The organism is Bradyrhizobium sp. NBAIM01, assembly GCF_020194115.1.
GTDB lineage: Bacteria > Pseudomonadota > Alphaproteobacteria > Rhizobiales > Xanthobacteraceae > Bradyrhizobium > Bradyrhizobium yuanmingense.
This window is the reverse complement of record NZ_JADYVU010000003.1, coordinates 852,426-867,779: the sequence shown is the minus strand read 5'-3', so window position 1 is coordinate 867,779 and position 15,354 is coordinate 852,426. Positions and strand designations below refer to the sequence as shown.

Sequence of the window (15,354 nt, the reverse complement as noted above, 5' to 3'; positions counted from 1 at the left end):
GTAAAAATCGCAATTTCGTGGCCTGAAACACGTTGGCGATTTTCAGTTTGTGTCACCATACCCCCATCATTACGAAATGAATCGACGCTTCCCTTCACGCAGGTAGGATCGATGGGTCGCAGGAGAGGCTGTCGATGCGGACGATTCTGACCGGCCTGGCGCTTGTGGGCCTGGCGTTGTGCAGTGCGGTTGCAAGTACGGTCACAAGCGCGGCAGGCGCCGCCGGACCATCGCCCGAGCTGATCGCCTATGGCAAGGCGCTGGCCGAGGCCGGCGACTGCGCGGGCTGCCACACCGCCGATTCGGCCAAACCGTTCGCGGGCGGCAAGCGCATCGACACGCCCTTTGGCGCGATCTATGCGCCGAACCTGACGCCGGACCGTGACACTGGCATCGGCGGCTGGACGGATGCCGATTTCACCCGCGCCTTGCGCACCGGCGTCGCGCCCGACGGCTCGAACTATTACCCGGCGTTCCCCTACCCCTACTTCACGAAGATGACGAAGGACGACACGCTGGCGATCCGCGCCTATCTCGCCACGCTGGCGCCCGTCACCAGCCGCAACAAGCCGCCGGAGCTGCGCTGGCCATTCGGCTATCGCGGCCTGATGCGGCTTTGGAACACGATGTATTTCAAGCCCGGCCTGTTCGAGCCGGACCAGACCAAGAGCGCAGCCTGGAACAGAGGCGGCTACCTGGTCACCGGGCTCGGCCATTGCGGCGCCTGCCACACGCCCAAGAATTATTTCGGCGCCGACCGGGATGCGCAGGCGCTGTCCGGCAACGCGGTCGGCGGCTGGTTCGCACCGCGGCTCGACGGCGCCGCCCGCACCGGGCTGAAATCCTGGAGCGAGGCTGATATCACGGAGTATCTGCAAAGCGGGCGCAATGCCAAAAGCCACGCCGGCGGGCCGATGGCGGAGGTCGTCGTCAACTCGACCTCGAAGATGAGCGATGCCGACGTGCGCGCGATCGCGACCTATCTGAAGAGCCTGCCGCCGGCCCGGCGCGAGACCATCGTGACGCCGCCGGACGCAGCCGAGATGAAGGCCGGCCAGGCGGTCTACGCAAAGCTCTGCATCGCCTGCCACGAGGCCGACGGCACAGGCAGCCCGCGCATCTACCCGCCGCTGCCGGGCAATGCGCTGCTGCAATCGATCAATCCGTCCTCGACCTTGCGCATCATCCTCGACGGTGCCCACACCGTGACGACGCCGCGCGCGCCGAACACCGGCGAGATGCCGGCTTACGCCAAGCAGCTGTCCGACGCCGAGATCGCCGCGGTGACGAACTACATCCGCAATTCCTGGGGCAATGCAGGCCCGCTGGTGACACCGGCACAGGTGGCAAAAGCAAGGAAGCGAGAGGCGAATGGGGAATAGCGAGCGGCGAATGGCCCAGAACCATTCGCTATTCGCCATTCGCGCGCGACAGCGCTCACCGCTCTTCATCCCCCGTGAACACGAATTTCGGCATCTCCCATTTGTAGCGCACCGCAAGCAGGCGGAAGCTGATGCCGAGGACAAATGTCAAAATGGTCCAGAGCTCCGCGTTGAGCTTGAGACCGAACGCGGTCGCATAGAACAACCCCGTCACCACCGAGACGCTGGCATAGAGCTCGGAGCGAAACAGCAGCGGCACGTCGTTGCAGAGCACGTCGCGCAGCACGCCGCCGGCGCAGCCCGTCACCATGCCCGAGACGATGACGATCGGCAGCGAGGCATCCATCTGCCAGGCAACGTCGCAGCCGGCCATGGTGAAGACGACGAGACCGATGGCATCGAGCACGATGAAGGCGACCTTCAGCCGGTGCACGAGGCGCGCAAACAGGATGGTGAGGAAGGCGGCGCCGCCGGCGAGCGCGAGATAGATCGGGTTCTGCACCCAGGCCAGCGGATAATGTCCGAGGAAGAGATCGCGCAACGTGCCGCCGCCGAGCGCGGTGATGCAGCCGAGGAAGCAGACGCCCAGCCAATCCATGCTGCGGCGTCCGGCAGCGAGCGCAGCCGTCATGCCCTGCGCGGCCACCGCGGCCAGGGACAGGAAATGCAGCACGCTATCGGTAGGCGGCAGGCTCCACATCGCGTGTTCCCTCTCCGTGGCCCTCGAACTCAGGCGCGGGTTCCCATGGAACAGGTTCCCGATTCCCCACACCGAGGCAACATGCGACGAAAGCATCAAGGCGGCGGAACAGAATCTCGCACCTGAGGGTTGTCCCGGGGTCATAACCGAGGAGACCAAATCGATGGCAGACGACCGTTTTCCCAACGATCCGTACCGCCCGAACCTCGCCGACGATGAGTACTCTCGCGCGGCGCGCCGGGATGCCGACCTGCAGGCCGATCCCGAGCTCGGGGAAGGCCCCGCCTCCAGCGGCAAGATCGCGCTGTTTGCGGTCGCTGTCGCCCTGGTGCTGGGCGCAGTGTTCTACGGCTTGAACAATTCCAGCACCACCAACGAGGCCAGCAACACACCGGCCTCGCAGACTGCGCAGACGCAGCCGACCAATCCGGCCGCACCTCCCGGCATGCGTGACGTGACGCCGCGCAGCAACACCGAGCCGGGCGTGACCACGGGTGCAGCGCCGAACAGGCCGTCCTCGAATACGCCAGCTCCGTCCGACGGCGCGAAGTAACATTTCGTAATGATGCGCGAGAGCGGCGGGATGCAACATCCCGCCGCTCTTCGTTTGGCTGAAGCGCGATGGGATTAGGATGAATCGTCATCGCGCTTTAGGTTATTGTTTGAGCATGATCTTCTCGGAAAACCGCCACGCACTTTTCCGGATCATGCTCTAGCCGAACATCTTGTTGAGCTCGCCGCCGGGATAGCCGCCGCCGAGCTCGTTGAAGGTCCCCTTCTCCGCCATCTCCTTGGCCGCGCGCATGAAGCCGCCCCAGGCGGCGCGGGCGAGCGAGCCGCCGACGCTGATGCGGCGCACGCCAAGATCCTGGGCTTCCTGCAGCGACAGGCCGGAGCCGCCGATCAGAAGATTGAACGGCTTCGGTGCGACCGCCTTGACCACCGCGGCGATGTCCTCGCGGCTCTTCAGACCCGGCGCATAGAGGCAGTCGGCGCCGGCATCGGCATAGGCGGTGAGCCGGTCGATAACGAGCTTGAGATCGGTCACGCCCCACAGATAGGCCTCGCAGCGGCCGACCAGCAGCGTGCCGCTGTCGCCGATCGCCTTGCGCGAGGCCTTGATGCGCTCGACGGCCAGCGCGCGATCGTAGAGCGGCTTGTCCTTGTCGCCGGTGGAATCCTCGATCGAGAGGCCCGCAACGCCGGTGCGTACACCGCGCTCGACATTGTCCGCGACCTTGTCAGGCTCGACCGCAAAGCCACCCTCGAAATCGGCGTTCACGGGGATGTCGACAGCCGAGCTCAATGCTGCCAGATGCTGACAGACGTCCTCGACGGTGACGTGATTGTCGGCCTTGCCAATGGTCCAGGCAAAGCCCGCGCTCGATGACGCGATCGCCTTGAAGCCGAGATGCTGCAAGGCTTTCGCGCTGCCGACATCGACCGGATTGGGCAGGATGAAGCAGCCGCTCTCGTGCATTTTCCTGAACGTCGCGCGCTTGTCAGCGGTCGTCACGTGCATGTTTCTCTCCCTTGTTAGCCGCGCAGAGATAAGGCTGCGTGCCCGGCCGCGCCAGTGTCTCCGCCCTCAAAGGCGAGCGGAGCAATCAAGACCACTGGAAGTAAATGCTGCCATCGGCTATCTGACGGCATGTTCCTATCGATTGCGACCACCCATCAACCGGCCACCGACCTCGGCTACCTGCTCAACAAGCATCCCGAGCGGATGCATGAGCTCGAGCTGACCTACGGCAAGGTCCTTGTATTCTATCCCGAAGCCCGCGAGTCGCGCTGCGAGGCGGCGCTGGTGCTCGACGTCGATCCAGTCGGCCTCGTCAGGGGCAAGGGACAGGGCGAAGGGTTGCTCGATCAATACGTCAACGACCGTCCGTACGCGGCCTCCTCGTTTCTCTCGGTAGCGCTGAACAAGACGTTCCGGACCGCCATGAATGGCGTGAGCAGCGCGCGGCAGGAGCTCGCCGACAGCGATCTTCCGCTGGAGGCCGTGGTCACCCCGCTGCCGATGCGCGGCGGCGAGCGCGTGGTGCGGCAGCTGTTCGAACCGCTCGGCTGGCTCGTCGACCTCGAGCCGGTCCCGAGCCCGAACGTCGACACGGCCGGCAAGGCCTATGCACGCCTGCGCCTGAGCGGGACGGCCCGGCTCAGCGCCCTCCTCAATCATCTCTACGTGCTCATCCCGGTCATGGACGACGCCAAGCATTATTGGGTGGGCGACGATGAGATCGACAAGCTGCTCAAGCGCGGCGAAGGCTGGCTTGAACAGCATCCAGCCAAGGAGCTGATCGTCCGTCGCTATCTCCGTCATCGCGGCACGCTGGCACGCGTTGCGCTGGAACGCCTTGCCCCCGAGACCAAGGACGATCCTACCGAGCCCGACGAGCGCAGCGGCGACGAGGACACGCTCGAGACGCCGATCCGGCTCAACGACCAGCGGATGGCCGCGGTCGTCGAGGCGCTGCGTGCGACCGGCGCCAAGACCGTGGCCGACCTCGGCTGCGGCGAAGGCAAGCTCTTGCAGCACCTCCTCCGCGAACGCTGGGCCGACCGGCTGATCGGCCTCGACCCTGCCGTGAACGAATTGCAGCGGGCCGTACGGCGCCTCAAGCTGAACCTGCCCGGCGGCCCGCCGGAAGGCCGCGTGTCGCTGCTGCACGGCTCCCTGACCTACTACGACAAGCGCTGGGCCGAGGCGGATGCCGCAGCGCTGGTCGAGGTCATCGAGCACCTCGATCCCGACCGCCTTCCGCTCGTCGAACGTGTCCTGTTCGGCGCGGCGCGGCCGCGCGCGGTCGTCGTCACCACGCCCAACGCCGAATACAACGTGCTGTTTCCGACGCTCGCGGCGGGCAGCTTCCGCCATCGCGACCATCGGTTCGAATGGACCCGCACCGAGTTTCGCGACTGGGCGGACAGGATCGGCACGGCGTACGGCTACCGCGCCGAATTCAGCGACATCGGCGCGAGCGACCCGGCGCTCGGATCACCCACCCAAATGGCCGTCTTCACGCGATAGCTTCAAACGATGAAACTCGAGATTCCCGACTTCTCGCTGGTCGTGCTGATCGGCTCGACCGGATCCGGCAAATCCACCTTCGCGGCAAAGCATTTTCTGCCGACCGAGGTGATCTCGTCGGATTATTGCCGCGGCCTGGTGGCGGACGACGAGACCAACCAGAGCATCAGTGCGGACGCCTTCGACCTCGTGCGCGAAATCGCCGGCAAGCGCCTGAAGCATCGCCGGCTTGCGGTCATCGACGCAACCAACGTCCGCCCTGCCGAGCGCAAGGGCTGGGTCGAGCTGGCGCGCAAATGGCACGCCCTACCGATCGCCATCGTGTTCGATCCAGGCATCGACGTCTGCATCGCGCGCAACAAGGAGCGTCCCGACCGCGCGTTCGGCGGACAGGTCGTGCAACGCATGGTCTCGGAGATCCGGCGCGGCTTCGGCGGCCTCCAGCGCGAAGGCTTTCGTCAGGTGTGGAAGCTCTCGGATGTCGAGGCCATCGACGCCGCCACCATCGCGCGCCAGCCGCTCTGGACCGATAAACGCGGAGATCACGGCCCGTTCGACATCATCGGCGACGTTCACGGCTGCGCAGACGAATTGCAGGCGCTGCTCGCGCTGCTCGGCTACGGCGTGCAATGGTCGGCTGACCGTAGCGTCACCGTGACGCCACCCGAGGGACGGAAGCTAGTCTTCGTCGGCGATCTCGTCGATCGCGGCCCCAACACGCCGGATGTGCTGCGCATCGCAATGAGCATGACGGCGGCCGGCACCGCGTATGTCGTCCAGGGCAATCACGACCGCAAGCTCCAGCGCTGGCTTGCCGGCCGCAAGGTCACGGTTGCGCATGGCTTGCAACAATCGATCGATCAACTCGCCCATGAGGACCGCGGCTTCCGCGACGGCGTCGCCACCTTCCTCGACGGGCTCCGCAGCCATGTCTGGCTCGACGGCGGACGGCTTGCAGTTGCGCATGCCGGGCTGAAAGAAGACATGATCGGCCGCGGCTCGGGCGCGGTCCGGGAATTTGCGCTGTTCGGCGAGACCACTGGCGAGATCGACTCCTACGGCCTGCCGGTCCGCGCCGACTGGGCGGCCAAGTACCGGGGATCGACGACCGTCGTCTACGGTCACACGCCGGTGGTCCGGGCCGACTGGGTCAACAATACGCTCTGCATCGACACAGCCTGCGTCTTCGGCGGCAAGCTGACGGCCTTGCGCTGGCCCGAGAAGGAGATCGTCGAGGTTGTGGCGGAACGCGTTTGGTCCGAACCGGTGCGGCCGCTGGCAAGCCCTGCCGACCCAGCTTCGGCCCAAGCCGACGCCGATCAGGTGCTTGACATCGAAGACGTCGTCGGACGGCGCTGGATCGAGACCGAGCTGCGCGGCCGAATCGTGGTCGCGGAGGAGAATGCGACTGCGGCACTGGAGGTGATGAGCCGGTTCGCGCTCGCACCGCAATGGCTCGCTTATTTGCCACCGACGATGTCGCCTTCGGAAACCAGCGCGCGCGAGGGTTGGCTGGAGCGGCCCGAAGAGGCTTTTGCGCATTTTCGCGAACGCGGCGTCAGCGAGGTGGTGTGCGAGGAGAAGCACATGGGCTCCCGCGCGATCATCGCGCTGTGCCGGACGGCGAGCGCGGCCGCTGCCCGGTTCGGCGTGCCCATCGGCGAGACTGGCGCGATCTGGACCCGGACCGGGCGCGGCTTCTTCAATGACGCCGCGACGACCGAGGCGCTTTTGGCACAATTACGGCACGCGGTGGACGGCGCGCGCCTGTGGGAGGAGCTTGGCAGTAACTGGCTGCTGCTCGACGCCGAGATCATGCCCTGGTCGGCCAAGGCCGGTAGCCTGATCGAAAGCCAGTACGCACCGGTTGCCGCCTCGTCCGCGGCGGGACTGTCCGCGGCGGCGGACGCACTGACGCGTGCCACCAAGCGCGGTCTCGACATCGCCGGCCTTCGCGATCGCTTCGCCGACCGCCTTCTGCGCGCGGAGCGCTATGGCAAGGTTTGGGCGCCCTATATCTGGCCGGTGAGCGGCGTTGCCGATCTCAGGGTTGCGCCGTTCCATCTGCTCGCAAGCGAGGGACGCGTCTGGTTCGACCATGATCACGTCTGGCACATGAAGCTCGCCGACCGGCTGGCCGCCGCCTCCGACGCGGTCATCAGGAAAACGCAGTGGCGCACGGTTGCTCTCGACGACGAGCCCGCCATCGGCGATACCATTGCCTGGTGGGAAGCCATGACGAACCAGGGCGGTGAAGGGATGGTGGTCAAGCCACGCGACTTCATTGCTCGCGGCAAGAAGGGCCTCATTCAGCCCGCGCTGAAGGTGCGCGGGCGCGAGTATCTTCGCCTGATCTACGGTCCCGAATACGATGCGCCCGAACACATTATCCGGCTGCGCCAGCGCAATCTCGGCGGCAAGCGCAACCTCGCCCTGCGCGAATTCGCTCTCGGCCATGAGGCGTTGAAGCGCTTTGTCGCCCGCGAGCCGCTCCGGCGGATTCACGAGTGCGTATTCGCCGTGCTGGCACTTGAGAGCGAGCCGGTCGATCCGCGGCTCTGAGGCTTTCGTGGCCGCTACCGCGCGGCCTGGTCATGCACGGCGCGGCTGTCCTTCGGCGCCTCGTCGCGATCGTTCATGCCGTAGTCGCGGATGACGCTGGCGATGCGCAAGTGATAGTCGGCGAAGATCTGCGCCCTGCCCCTGGCCTGGGTGCGGCGGTGCTCCATCGTGTTGCGCCAGGCCTGGACGGCCGCTTCATCCCGCCAGAACGACACCGACAGGATCTTGCCCTTCTCAGTCAGGCTCTCGAATCGCTCGACCGAGATGAAGCCGTCGATGGTCTGCAGCAGCGGCTTCAGATCGGCTGCAAGGTCGAAATAGGTCTGGCGGTGTTCCGGCTTGGGCCAGACCTCGAAGATCACGGCGATCATGGGCATCTCCTGCTGTTGGTGGGCCTACAATACCACCTTGCGCAGGAAGGTGCGTTCTTCGGCGAGGATGAATTTCTCCGCCTCGGCAAAGTTGAAGTTTGCCATACCGTCGAGATCGGCGCGCAGCCGTTTGCGATAGGCTTCATAGGCGGCCAGGCTCTCGAACGAGATCAGGGCGGACGCAATGTTGTTGGTACCCTCATGCGGCATGAAGTAGCCAATCAACTCGCCGCCACATCTCGGGATGATGGTGAGCCAGCGCTTCGAATATTCCTCGAACTGCGCGCGCTTGAAGGGATCGAGCTGGTAGCGGATGAAGACGGTGACGGACATGATGGGCTCCTTTGTTTTCGCCGTCATTGCGAGCGTAGCGAAGCAATCCAGGAGTCCCTCCGCGGACGCAGTCTGGATTGCTTCGCTTCGCTCGCAATGACGTGTTCGTGACAACACGCTACGCCCTTGCCCGACACCAACGCTTCGGTTACCATCGAAGCATGAAATCAGGACCCGACATCGCCATGGTCGCCTCGCTGGTCGGTGATCCCGCCCGCGCCAACATGCTCACTGCGCTGATGAACGGCCGTGCGCTCACGGCGAGCGAGCTGGCTCAGGAGGCCGGCATCACGCCGCAGACCGCAAGCTCGCATCTGTCGAAGCTCGAGGCCGGCGGCCTGATCGAGCCGGAGAAACAGGGCCGCCACCGCTATTACCGCCTCACCGACGACGACGTCGCCGGCGTGCTCGAGGGGCTCGCCGGCCTTGCCGCGCGGACCGGCCATATGCGCGTGCGCACCGGGCCGAAGGACCCTGCGCTGCGGCGCGCGCGGATTTGCTACGACCATCTCGCCGGCGATCTCGGCGTGCAGATGCTGGACTCCTTGCGCGAGCGACATCTGGTCAGGCAGAAGAAGCAGGAGATCGAGCTGACCGCCGAGGGCGAGCGCTTTCTTGTGAAGCACCTGCAGATCTCGCCCGACATGCTCAGCCATCCGCGCCGCCCGGTCTGCAAGGCCTGCCTCGACTGGAGCGAGCGGCGGCACCATCTCGCCGGCACGTTGGGCGCGGCCATGATGCAACGGTTCGCCGAGTTGAAATGGGCCGCGCGCGATCCCACGCCCGGCAGCCGTATCGTGAATTTCACCCGTACCGGCGAGAAGCAGTTCGCTGCGCTGTTCGCGAATGGGAAGGACTGATCACACAAGCTCTGTGAGATCGCACGTTTGCGTGTGAATGTGCACTCTCGTCATGGCCGGGCTTGACCCGGCCATCCACGTCTTTATTGCGGCTGGCACGTGGATGCCCGGGCCTTCGCCTCGCCGAAGCGGCTTCGGCCGCGCAGGCGGGACAAGCCCGGGGCATGACGGAGACCGTGATGAACCGCATCTTCCTGGCCGCGCTTGCCGCCGCCCTTCTCGTTTCCCAACTGACATCGACCCGCGCCGCCGACACTGCGCCCCGCGAGCCCTATGGCATCGCGCTCGAAGGCTTTGCCTATCCTTACCCCGTGCACTTGCTCCCCGTCGTCAACGACGGCGAGCAGCTCAGCATGGCCTATATGGATGTCGCCGCGGCACGGCCGAACGGCCGCACCGTCGTGCTGCTGCACGGGCGCAATTTTCCGTCGAGCTATTGGGCGCCCGTGATCAAGATGCTGAGCGAGGCCGGCTTTCGTGTCGTGGTGCCGGACCAGGTCGGTTTCGGCAAGTCTTCCAAGCCGGCGGGCGAGCTGCATTTCGACAATCTGGCGCGCAACACCATTGCGCTGCTCGATCACCTCAAAATCGACAAGGCCGAGATCGTCGCGCATTCGCTCGGCGGCATGCTCGGCGTGCGCATCGCCCGGGCCTATCCCGACCGCCTCGCCCATCTGGTGCTGACCGCGCCGATCGGGCTCGAGGACTACCGCCTCTACGTGCCGCCGACGCCGACCGAGAAGATGATCGAGACCGAGGACAAGCTCACCGCCGACGGCTATCGCAAGCAGCTCCAGACCAATTACGCAATCAAGCTGCCGGCCGAGGCGATCACGCCGTTCATCGAGGCCCGCTTCAATATCAAGGGCAGCCCGGACTATCCGCGCTGGCTGCGCGCCTTCGTCTCTTCCGGCCAGATGATCTATCGTGAACCGGTGGCGCACGAGATCCCGCTGATCGCGACACCGACTCTGTTCATCATGGGCGCGGACGACCACAACGCGCCGGGCCGGCCGCTCGCGCCGGAGGCGCTGCGGGCCAAGATGGGGCAGAACGCAGAGCTTGCGAAGCAGCTCGCCGCGAAGATGCCGAACGCGCGGGCCGAGGTGATCCCCGACACCGGCCATCTCGTGTTCCTGGAGGCGCCGGAGACGTACAAGGAACTGGTGCTCGGCTTTCTCGGCCGCTAGCGACACCAGCGTGTCGTCCGGGACCAGATGCGGGGAACGTTCATGCCGCATTCAGGTCATGATTGGCAGGTTTGGATCGCGACGTGCCGGCACGTTTCTCCAATTTTAACGTGTCGAATCGTGTCTGTTGATTCATTGTGCGCCACAAGCGCCATCCCCCTAAGCCTGCCCCCAGGACGAGAAGGAAGATCAAAAATGAAATACCTGTTAGCCGCCGTCATGCTCGCCAGCGCGGCCGTCGTCGGTTTCAGCGAGGCGGCCAGCGCCGCCGAGGGCTGCGGCCGAGGGTTTTATCGCGGCCCCTATGGTCAGTGCCGCCCGATGCGTGGCGCAGTCGTCGTGCGCCCCGCCCCCGTGGTGGTCGCCCCGCCGGTCGTCGTGGTGCCCCGCGCGCGCGTCTGCCCCTACGGCTTCCGCTGGTACGCCGGCCGCTGCCGTCCTTACTGATCTTCTTCGCACTCCAGAATGGCCGCGCGGCATCCGCTGCGGCCATTTTCTTTTGGGGCTCTGACTTTCGCCCACGGAGCCGGGCGTCTCCAGAAAAGAAACGGGGACCGCCAGCGGCGATCCCCGTTGAGTCCGCGAATGGTCGCGAGCTTACCAATAATGGCGGCGGCGCCAGCGCCGACGGTGCCGGCGCCAATGACGGCGGTGCCAGCCCCAGTGGCGGCCACGCCCACGCCAGTGAACCTGCTCAGGAGCGAGTTGCGCAGCTTCCTCACTGGTCGTGACAGCGGGATGAGCGTCGGGATTGCCTTGCGGCGCGTGAGTGGGATCAGCGAGCGGCTGCGGTGACAGCGGCGCGGCCTGTGCCGCGGTCGCGGCGAAGGCAGCGGCGCCCGCCGTCAATCCCAAGGCAAGTTTCAAAAAGTTCCGGCGCTCCATCGTTTCTTCCTTCTTGGATCATCGTGCACGTGATGCAGAAGGAATGTCGCCGCAACGCCATGAACCGAAGCTGAAGCCGGCGTTCAGATTCATGCGAGCCGAGATGAAGAATTCGTAACTCCGTCCGGGTTACAGAACCTCGCTACGTCGCGAACTCCTGCGCCAGCACCAGCGTCTCGCGCGAGCGCTTCACGTCGGGCCAGTCGCGGTTGAAGTCGGTGACGAGCTTTTTCAGCGCGTCACCTTTCAGCATCGCGTTCAGCTTGGCCTCGTCATCGAACTGATACATCGCCTGGTGCAGCGAGGGATCGTCGAGGCTCCAGAACCGCCACGCCTTGCTCACGCCGAAGGCCTTCACTGCGTCGGGCAAGTGTTCCGTCTCGTACCACCGGTCGAACGCAGCGCGCTTTTCGGCGTCGGAGACGACGGCGCGAACGACGAAGAAGGCTGCTGGCATCGGATTTCCTCCTGTTGTTTGGGGCGAGCCTAGCCGGTTAAGCCGCCGGCGACAAAAAGAGTTGGCCTGGATGTCGGAACGGGCGCCCTTCGTTCGTCCTTTGCGTTGAACCGGCACACGGAGACAGCAAATGGCCGAGCTCACCCTGACCACCTTCGATTGGGTTCCCGCAGCGCCGCGAGGCTTCGTGCGCGACTTCCGCGTGCGCTGGGCCCTCGAAGAAGCCGCCTTGCCCTATCGCGTCGCCAGCGTGCCATTCGACGACCGCGGGCCCGCGCACTTCGCCCACCAGCCGTTCGGCCAGGTTCCGTGGCTGACCGACGGCGACCTCTCGATCTTCGAGACCGGCGCGATCCTGCTGCATCTCGGCGGCCTCAGCGAGAGGCTGATGCCAAAGGACCCGCGCGGCCGCACTGAAGCGGCGGAGTGGGTGTTCGCGGCGCTCAATTCGGTGGAGATGGCCAGCCTGCCCTGGGGCATGTCCAAATTCATGGGACATCCGACCGACACGGCAGCATGGAAATTCGTGGACGACTTCCTCAAGCTTCGGCTCAAGCATCTCGAGGCGGTGCTGGCCAGCCGCGAATGGCTGGCGGGCTCCTTCTCCGTCGCCGACATCCTGATGGCGGACGTGCTGCGCGTCGTCGATGGTTTCAACGGGCTGACGGATAGTCCTGCCTGCCGCGCTTACGTCGCGCGCGCCACCGGACGTCCGGCGTTCGCCAAGGCCCACGCCGACCAGCTGGCGCATTTCGCCGCGGCGGATAAGGCGCGCGGGGCGTGATGCACCTCACATAATCGATGCTGTGCTTGGCATAGAGTCGCCGGCATCGGAACGATTCAATTCGACAGGTGACCCATGGTCCGCATCGAATATCTCAAGCGACAGATCGCCCGCGCCGAGCGGTTGGCCAAGGCCATCCTCGACCGGCAGACCGCCGACCGGCTCCAGGCCTACGCCGCCGAATGCCGCGCCGAATTGTCGGAGCTGACAGTCAAGCAGGCCGCGTGAGGCTTGCTGGCGCTGGAGGCGTCTGATGCGTAGGGCGGATTAGCGACAGCGTAATCCGCCACTTCTCCATCCAGTGACGCGAACCTTGGTGGATTACGCTGTCGCTAATCCACCCTACGCATCACACCAGCTTTAGCGGCGCATCGGCGACCAGGCGCAGGTCAATGCTACCGATCAAGGCCGCCCGCCGCGCCTCCGCAGCACTGATGGCCTCCTCCGTCTGCCGCAACGTCGAGACGTTCGAGCCGAGCGAGACGATCCCGCCCAGCACCAGCGCGATCGATCCGAGCGCGGCAGTCTGACCGAAGCCGAACAGCCCGAGGATCGTCACGAGCAGCAGCGCCGCCCCGCCGCCGATCGCGATCTTGGACGCCAGGATGTACTTCCGGCAGCGCTCGGCGATCTCGGCGAGCCGCTCGATGCGATCTTCGATGTCGGAGATTTCGTCGGTCGGATCGTCTTCGGTCATCGTTGGGCAAGCTCGAGCGCAAGTTCTAGTCTACGACGATTCGGCTTCGTAATGCCCCTGCGGGTCTCCAAGTACTCCTTGACGCCGCTTTTCTCGAAGACAATCTCTGTGCTGCTCGCATCGCGCGGAAGCTCGATGTGAATGACAGTCGCACCATCAATGAGGATGTCGTACAAGTCCTCGGTCTGCTCTTGAATATGGCGCAGGACGTAGACGTTCCGAGTGATGGATTGCAGACGTCGCCGAAGCAGTGATAGCAACCTCCGTGAGGCCGGCGCCGAGAGTAGGTGCTCGCGGCCTGCTTCCAACTCTTCGAGAATTTGCTTTTCCGACCGACGGCGCGGCGTCACTGCACTCCCCTGCTTCCGAACAGTAGCCCGCATGAGCGAAGCGACATGCGGGACCTGAATAAGAACCCGGATGTCGCTTTCGCTCATCCGGGTTACGCCGTCTCACAACGGCAAATTGTCGTGCTTCTTCGCGGGCATTTCCGTCTTCTTGTCCTTCAGCATCGCCAGCGCCCGGGCGATGCGCTTTCTTGTCGAATGCGGCATGATGACGTCGTCGATGTAGCCGCGCTCGGCGGCGATAAAGGGGGACAGGAAGCGATCCTCGTATTCCTTGGTGCGGGCGGCGATCTTGTCGGGGTCGCCGATGTCACTGCGGAAGATGATCTCGACCGCGCCCTTGGCGCCCATCACCGCGATCTGGGCGGTCGGCCAGGCGTAATTCATGTCGGCGCCGATCTCCTTGGAGGCCATGACGTCGAAGGCGCCGCCATAGGCCTTGCGGGTGATGATGGTGACGAGCGGCACGGTGCATTGCGAGTAGGCGAACAGGAGCTTGGCGCCGTGCTTGATCAGGCCGCCATATTCCTGCGCGGTGCCGGGCAGGAAGCCGGGGACGTCGACGAAGGTGACGATCGGAATGTTGAAGGCATCACAAAAACGAACAAAGCGTGCCGCCTTGCGCGATGCGTCGCTGTCGAGCACGCCGGCCAGCACCATCGGCTGGTTGGCGACGAAGCCGACGGTGCGCCCGGCGATGCGTCCAAAGCCGGTGACGATGTTCTTGGCGAAGGCTTCCGCGATCTCGAAGAAGTCGCCCTCGTCCACGACCTTCAGGATCAGCTCCTTCATGTCGTAGGGCTTGTTCGGATTGTCGGGGATCAGCGTGTCGAGCGACATGTCGACCCGCTCGATGTCATCGAAGCTCGGCCATTCCGGCACGCCGTCGGTGTTGTTGGAGGGCAGGAAGTCGATCAGGCGGCGCATCTGCAACAGCGTCTCGACGTCATTCTCGAAAGCGCCGTCGGCGATCGAGGAGCGCGTCGCGTGCACCGAGGCGCCGCCGAGCTCCTCGGCCGTCACGACCTCGTTGGTCACGGTCTTCACCACGTCCGGGCCGGTGACGAACATGTAGCTGGTGTTCTTCACCATGAAGATGAAGTCGGTCATCGCAGGCGAATAGACGTCGCCGCCGGCGCAGGGGCCCATGATGACGGAGATCTGCGGGATCACGCCCGAGGCAAGCACGTTGCGGCGGAAGACGTAGGAATAGCCGGCGAGCGCGGCGACGCCTTCCTGGATGCGGGCGCCGCCGGCGTCATAGAGGCCGATGATGGGCGCCCTCGCCTTCATCGCCATGTCCTGGAGCTTCGTGATCTTCAGCGCATGCGTTTCCGAGAGTGAGCCGCCGAACACCGTGAAGTCTTTGGCAAACACAAAAGTCTTGCGGCCGTTGACGGTGCCCCAGCCGGTGACGACGCCGTCGCCCGGCACCTTGCTCTTCTCCATGCCGAACTCGGTGGAGCGGTGCTCGACGAACATGTCGAACTCCTCGAACGATCCCTTGTCGAGCAGAAGCTCGATGCGCTCGCGGGCCGTCAGCTTGCCGCGGGCGTGCTGCGCCTCGATGCGCTTCTCCCCGCCGCCGAGCTTTGCGCCGGCACGACGATCTTCAAGGGCGTCCAGGATGTGTTTCATTTGCTCCCGCCAGTTCTTAAGTGATGGGCGGGTTCTAACACGGCATTTTGCGGCCCGGAAAGCCGCTTTCGCGGTCGCAGGGCTGCCCTGCCGCAGCGGGAAAGCGCAAGGAAT

Annotated in this window: 18 protein-coding genes; 9 read left to right on the top strand and 9 right to left on the bottom strand. The window is 65.0% G+C overall.

Going from position 1 to position 15,354, the window contains the following annotated elements:
• Positions 1 to 134 precede the first annotated feature (134 nt).
• Positions 135 to 1,382 carry a c-type cytochrome gene (locus I6F31_RS15100; RefSeq protein ID WP_225185638.1) on the top strand — a complete coding sequence of 416 codons (1,248 nt, stop codon included), beginning with the start codon at positions 135 to 137 and terminating at the stop codon, positions 1,380 to 1,382.
• Positions 1,383 to 1,437: 55 nt separating this feature from the next.
• On the opposite strand, the gene I6F31_RS15095 is transcribed toward I6F31_RS15100, so the two are convergent.
• Positions 1,438 to 2,082, bottom strand: a complete 645-nt coding sequence (locus tag I6F31_RS15095; RefSeq protein WP_036011112.1) for a trimeric intracellular cation channel family protein — start codon at positions 2,080 to 2,082, stop codon at positions 1,438 to 1,440.
• A 163-nt stretch (positions 2,083 to 2,245) separates the two neighbouring features.
• On the opposite strand from I6F31_RS15095, the gene I6F31_RS15090 reads away from it, so the two are divergent.
• Complete coding sequence (locus tag I6F31_RS15090) at positions 2,246 to 2,635, top strand: hypothetical protein (RefSeq protein WP_225185637.1); 390 nt, start codon at positions 2,246 to 2,248, stop codon at positions 2,633 to 2,635.
• A 159-nt stretch (positions 2,636 to 2,794) separates the two neighbouring features.
• Here I6F31_RS15090 and I6F31_RS15085 read toward each other — a convergent pair whose 3' ends face one another.
• Positions 2,795 to 3,604, bottom strand: a complete 810-nt coding sequence (locus I6F31_RS15085; protein ID WP_036011106.1) for an isocitrate lyase/phosphoenolpyruvate mutase family protein — start codon at positions 3,602 to 3,604, stop codon at positions 2,795 to 2,797.
• A gap of 129 nt (positions 3,605 to 3,733) precedes the next feature.
• Here I6F31_RS15085 and I6F31_RS15080 point away from each other — a divergent pair, with 129 nt between their 5' ends.
• On the top strand, positions 3,734 to 5,116 hold the full coding sequence (locus I6F31_RS15080) for a 3' terminal RNA ribose 2'-O-methyltransferase Hen1 (protein WP_225113210.1): 1,383 nt from the start codon (positions 3,734 to 3,736) through the stop codon (positions 5,114 to 5,116).
• 9 nt (positions 5,117 to 5,125) lie between these two features.
• Positions 5,126 to 7,678 carry a polynucleotide kinase-phosphatase gene (locus I6F31_RS15075; protein WP_225185636.1) on the top strand — a complete coding sequence of 851 codons (2,553 nt, stop codon included), beginning with the start codon at positions 5,126 to 5,128 and terminating at the stop codon, positions 7,676 to 7,678.
• Positions 7,679 to 7,692: 14 nt separating this feature from the next.
• Here I6F31_RS15075 and I6F31_RS15070 read toward each other — a convergent pair whose 3' ends face one another.
• Positions 7,693 to 8,049, bottom strand: a complete 357-nt coding sequence (locus tag I6F31_RS15070; RefSeq protein ID WP_225185635.1) for an antibiotic biosynthesis monooxygenase — start codon at positions 8,047 to 8,049, stop codon at positions 7,693 to 7,695.
• Positions 8,050 to 8,073: 24 nt separating this feature from the next.
• The gene (locus I6F31_RS15065) at positions 8,074 to 8,382 is read right to left on the bottom strand and encodes an NIPSNAP family protein (protein ID WP_036011128.1); all 309 of its coding nucleotides are present in this window, start codon (positions 8,380 to 8,382) and stop codon (positions 8,074 to 8,076) included.
• Between the two features lie 161 nt (positions 8,383 to 8,543).
• Here I6F31_RS15065 and I6F31_RS15060 point away from each other — a divergent pair, with 161 nt between their 5' ends.
• The 3 genes from I6F31_RS15060 to I6F31_RS15050 all read left to right on the top strand — a co-directional run bounded on the left by I6F31_RS15060 (position 8,544) and on the right by I6F31_RS15050 (position 10,879).
• Complete coding sequence (locus I6F31_RS15060) at positions 8,544 to 9,242, top strand: winged helix-turn-helix domain-containing protein (protein WP_192893176.1); 699 nt, start codon at positions 8,544 to 8,546, stop codon at positions 9,240 to 9,242.
• Positions 9,243 to 9,421: 179 nt separating this feature from the next.
• Positions 9,422 to 10,432, top strand: coding sequence for an alpha/beta hydrolase (locus tag I6F31_RS15055; RefSeq protein WP_225185634.1), 1,011 nt, complete (start codon positions 9,422 to 9,424; stop codon positions 10,430 to 10,432).
• A 195-nt stretch (positions 10,433 to 10,627) separates the two neighbouring features.
• Positions 10,628 to 10,879: a hypothetical protein gene (locus I6F31_RS15050; protein ID WP_036011098.1), complete on the top strand. Its 252-nt coding sequence runs from the start codon at positions 10,628 to 10,630 to the stop codon at positions 10,877 to 10,879.
• Between the two features lie 150 nt (positions 10,880 to 11,029).
• Here the strand turns inward: I6F31_RS15050 and I6F31_RS15045 are convergent, their stop codons facing one another.
• Positions 11,030 to 11,317 (bottom strand): twin-arginine translocation signal domain-containing protein, encoded by a 288-nt coding sequence (locus I6F31_RS15045; protein WP_074448158.1) that lies wholly within the window; start codon positions 11,315 to 11,317, stop codon positions 11,030 to 11,032.
• Positions 11,318 to 11,459: 142 nt separating this feature from the next.
• Positions 11,460 to 11,774, bottom strand: coding sequence for a hypothetical protein (locus I6F31_RS15040; RefSeq protein ID WP_225185633.1), 315 nt, complete (start codon positions 11,772 to 11,774; stop codon positions 11,460 to 11,462).
• A gap of 130 nt (positions 11,775 to 11,904) precedes the next feature.
• Between I6F31_RS15040 and I6F31_RS15035 the strand changes: the two genes are divergently transcribed.
• On the top strand, positions 11,905 to 12,558 hold the full coding sequence (locus I6F31_RS15035) for a glutathione S-transferase family protein (protein WP_225185632.1): 654 nt from the start codon (positions 11,905 to 11,907) through the stop codon (positions 12,556 to 12,558).
• A 75-nt stretch (positions 12,559 to 12,633) separates the two neighbouring features.
• Positions 12,634 to 12,786 carry a hypothetical protein gene (locus I6F31_RS15030; protein WP_193374987.1) on the top strand — a complete coding sequence of 51 codons (153 nt, stop codon included), beginning with the start codon at positions 12,634 to 12,636 and terminating at the stop codon, positions 12,784 to 12,786.
• A 121-nt stretch (positions 12,787 to 12,907) separates the two neighbouring features.
• Here the strand turns inward: I6F31_RS15030 and I6F31_RS15025 are convergent, their stop codons facing one another.
• The 3 genes from I6F31_RS15025 to I6F31_RS15015 are packed head-to-tail and all read right to left on the bottom strand — an operon-like array spanning position 12,908 to position 15,240.
• Positions 12,908 to 13,255: a hypothetical protein gene (locus tag I6F31_RS15025; RefSeq protein WP_225185631.1), complete on the bottom strand. Its 348-nt coding sequence runs from the start codon at positions 13,253 to 13,255 to the stop codon at positions 12,908 to 12,910.
• Positions 13,252 to 13,692 carry a hypothetical protein gene (locus I6F31_RS15020; RefSeq protein ID WP_225185630.1) on the bottom strand — a complete coding sequence of 147 codons (441 nt, stop codon included), beginning with the start codon at positions 13,690 to 13,692 and terminating at the stop codon, positions 13,252 to 13,254. Before I6F31_RS15020 ends, I6F31_RS15025 begins: the two co-directional genes overlap by 4 nt.
• Positions 13,693 to 13,707: 15 nt before the next feature.
• Positions 13,708 to 15,240 carry an acyl-CoA carboxylase subunit beta gene (locus I6F31_RS15015; RefSeq protein ID WP_128264731.1) on the bottom strand — a complete coding sequence of 511 codons (1,533 nt, stop codon included), beginning with the start codon at positions 15,238 to 15,240 and terminating at the stop codon, positions 13,708 to 13,710.
• Positions 15,241 to 15,354: the final 114 nt, after the last annotated feature.

Bases quoted from the DNA above. Each gene is read 5' to 3' on its own strand.
- I6F31_RS15100 (WP_225185638.1), top strand. From the start codon at position 135: ATGCGGACGATTCTGACCGGCCTGGCGCTTGTGGGCCTGGCGTTGTGC.
- I6F31_RS15095 (WP_036011112.1), bottom strand. From the start codon at position 2,082: ATGTGGAGCCTGCCGCCTACCGATAGCGTGCTGCATTTCCTGTCCCTG.
- I6F31_RS15090 (WP_225185637.1), top strand. From the start codon at position 2,246: ATGGCAGACGACCGTTTTCCCAACGATCCGTACCGCCCGAACCTCGCC.
- I6F31_RS15085 (WP_036011106.1), bottom strand. From the start codon at position 3,604: ATGCACGTGACGACCGCTGACAAGCGCGCGACGTTCAGGAAAATGCAC.
- I6F31_RS15080 (WP_225113210.1), top strand. From the start codon at position 3,734: ATGTTCCTATCGATTGCGACCACCCATCAACCGGCCACCGACCTCGGC.
- I6F31_RS15075 (WP_225185636.1), top strand. From the start codon at position 5,126: ATGAAACTCGAGATTCCCGACTTCTCGCTGGTCGTGCTGATCGGCTCG.
- I6F31_RS15070 (WP_225185635.1), bottom strand. From the start codon at position 8,049: ATGATCGCCGTGATCTTCGAGGTCTGGCCCAAGCCGGAACACCGCCAG.
- I6F31_RS15065 (WP_036011128.1), bottom strand. From the start codon at position 8,382: ATGTCCGTCACCGTCTTCATCCGCTACCAGCTCGATCCCTTCAAGCGC.
- I6F31_RS15060 (WP_192893176.1), top strand. From the start codon at position 8,544: ATGAAATCAGGACCCGACATCGCCATGGTCGCCTCGCTGGTCGGTGAT.
- I6F31_RS15055 (WP_225185634.1), top strand. From the start codon at position 9,422: ATGAACCGCATCTTCCTGGCCGCGCTTGCCGCCGCCCTTCTCGTTTCC.
- I6F31_RS15050 (WP_036011098.1), top strand. From the start codon at position 10,628: ATGAAATACCTGTTAGCCGCCGTCATGCTCGCCAGCGCGGCCGTCGTC.
- I6F31_RS15045 (WP_074448158.1), bottom strand. From the start codon at position 11,317: ATGGAGCGCCGGAACTTTTTGAAACTTGCCTTGGGATTGACGGCGGGC.
- I6F31_RS15040 (WP_225185633.1), bottom strand. From the start codon at position 11,774: ATGCCAGCAGCCTTCTTCGTCGTTCGCGCCGTCGTCTCCGACGCCGAA.
- I6F31_RS15035 (WP_225185632.1), top strand. From the start codon at position 11,905: ATGGCCGAGCTCACCCTGACCACCTTCGATTGGGTTCCCGCAGCGCCG.
- I6F31_RS15030 (WP_193374987.1), top strand. From the start codon at position 12,634: ATGGTCCGCATCGAATATCTCAAGCGACAGATCGCCCGCGCCGAGCGG.
- I6F31_RS15025 (WP_225185631.1), bottom strand. From the start codon at position 13,255: ATGACCGAAGACGATCCGACCGACGAAATCTCCGACATCGAAGATCGC.
- I6F31_RS15020 (WP_225185630.1), bottom strand. From the start codon at position 13,692: ATGAGCGAAAGCGACATCCGGGTTCTTATTCAGGTCCCGCATGTCGCT.
- I6F31_RS15015 (WP_128264731.1), bottom strand. From the start codon at position 15,240: ATGAAACACATCCTGGACGCCCTTGAAGATCGTCGTGCCGGCGCAAAG.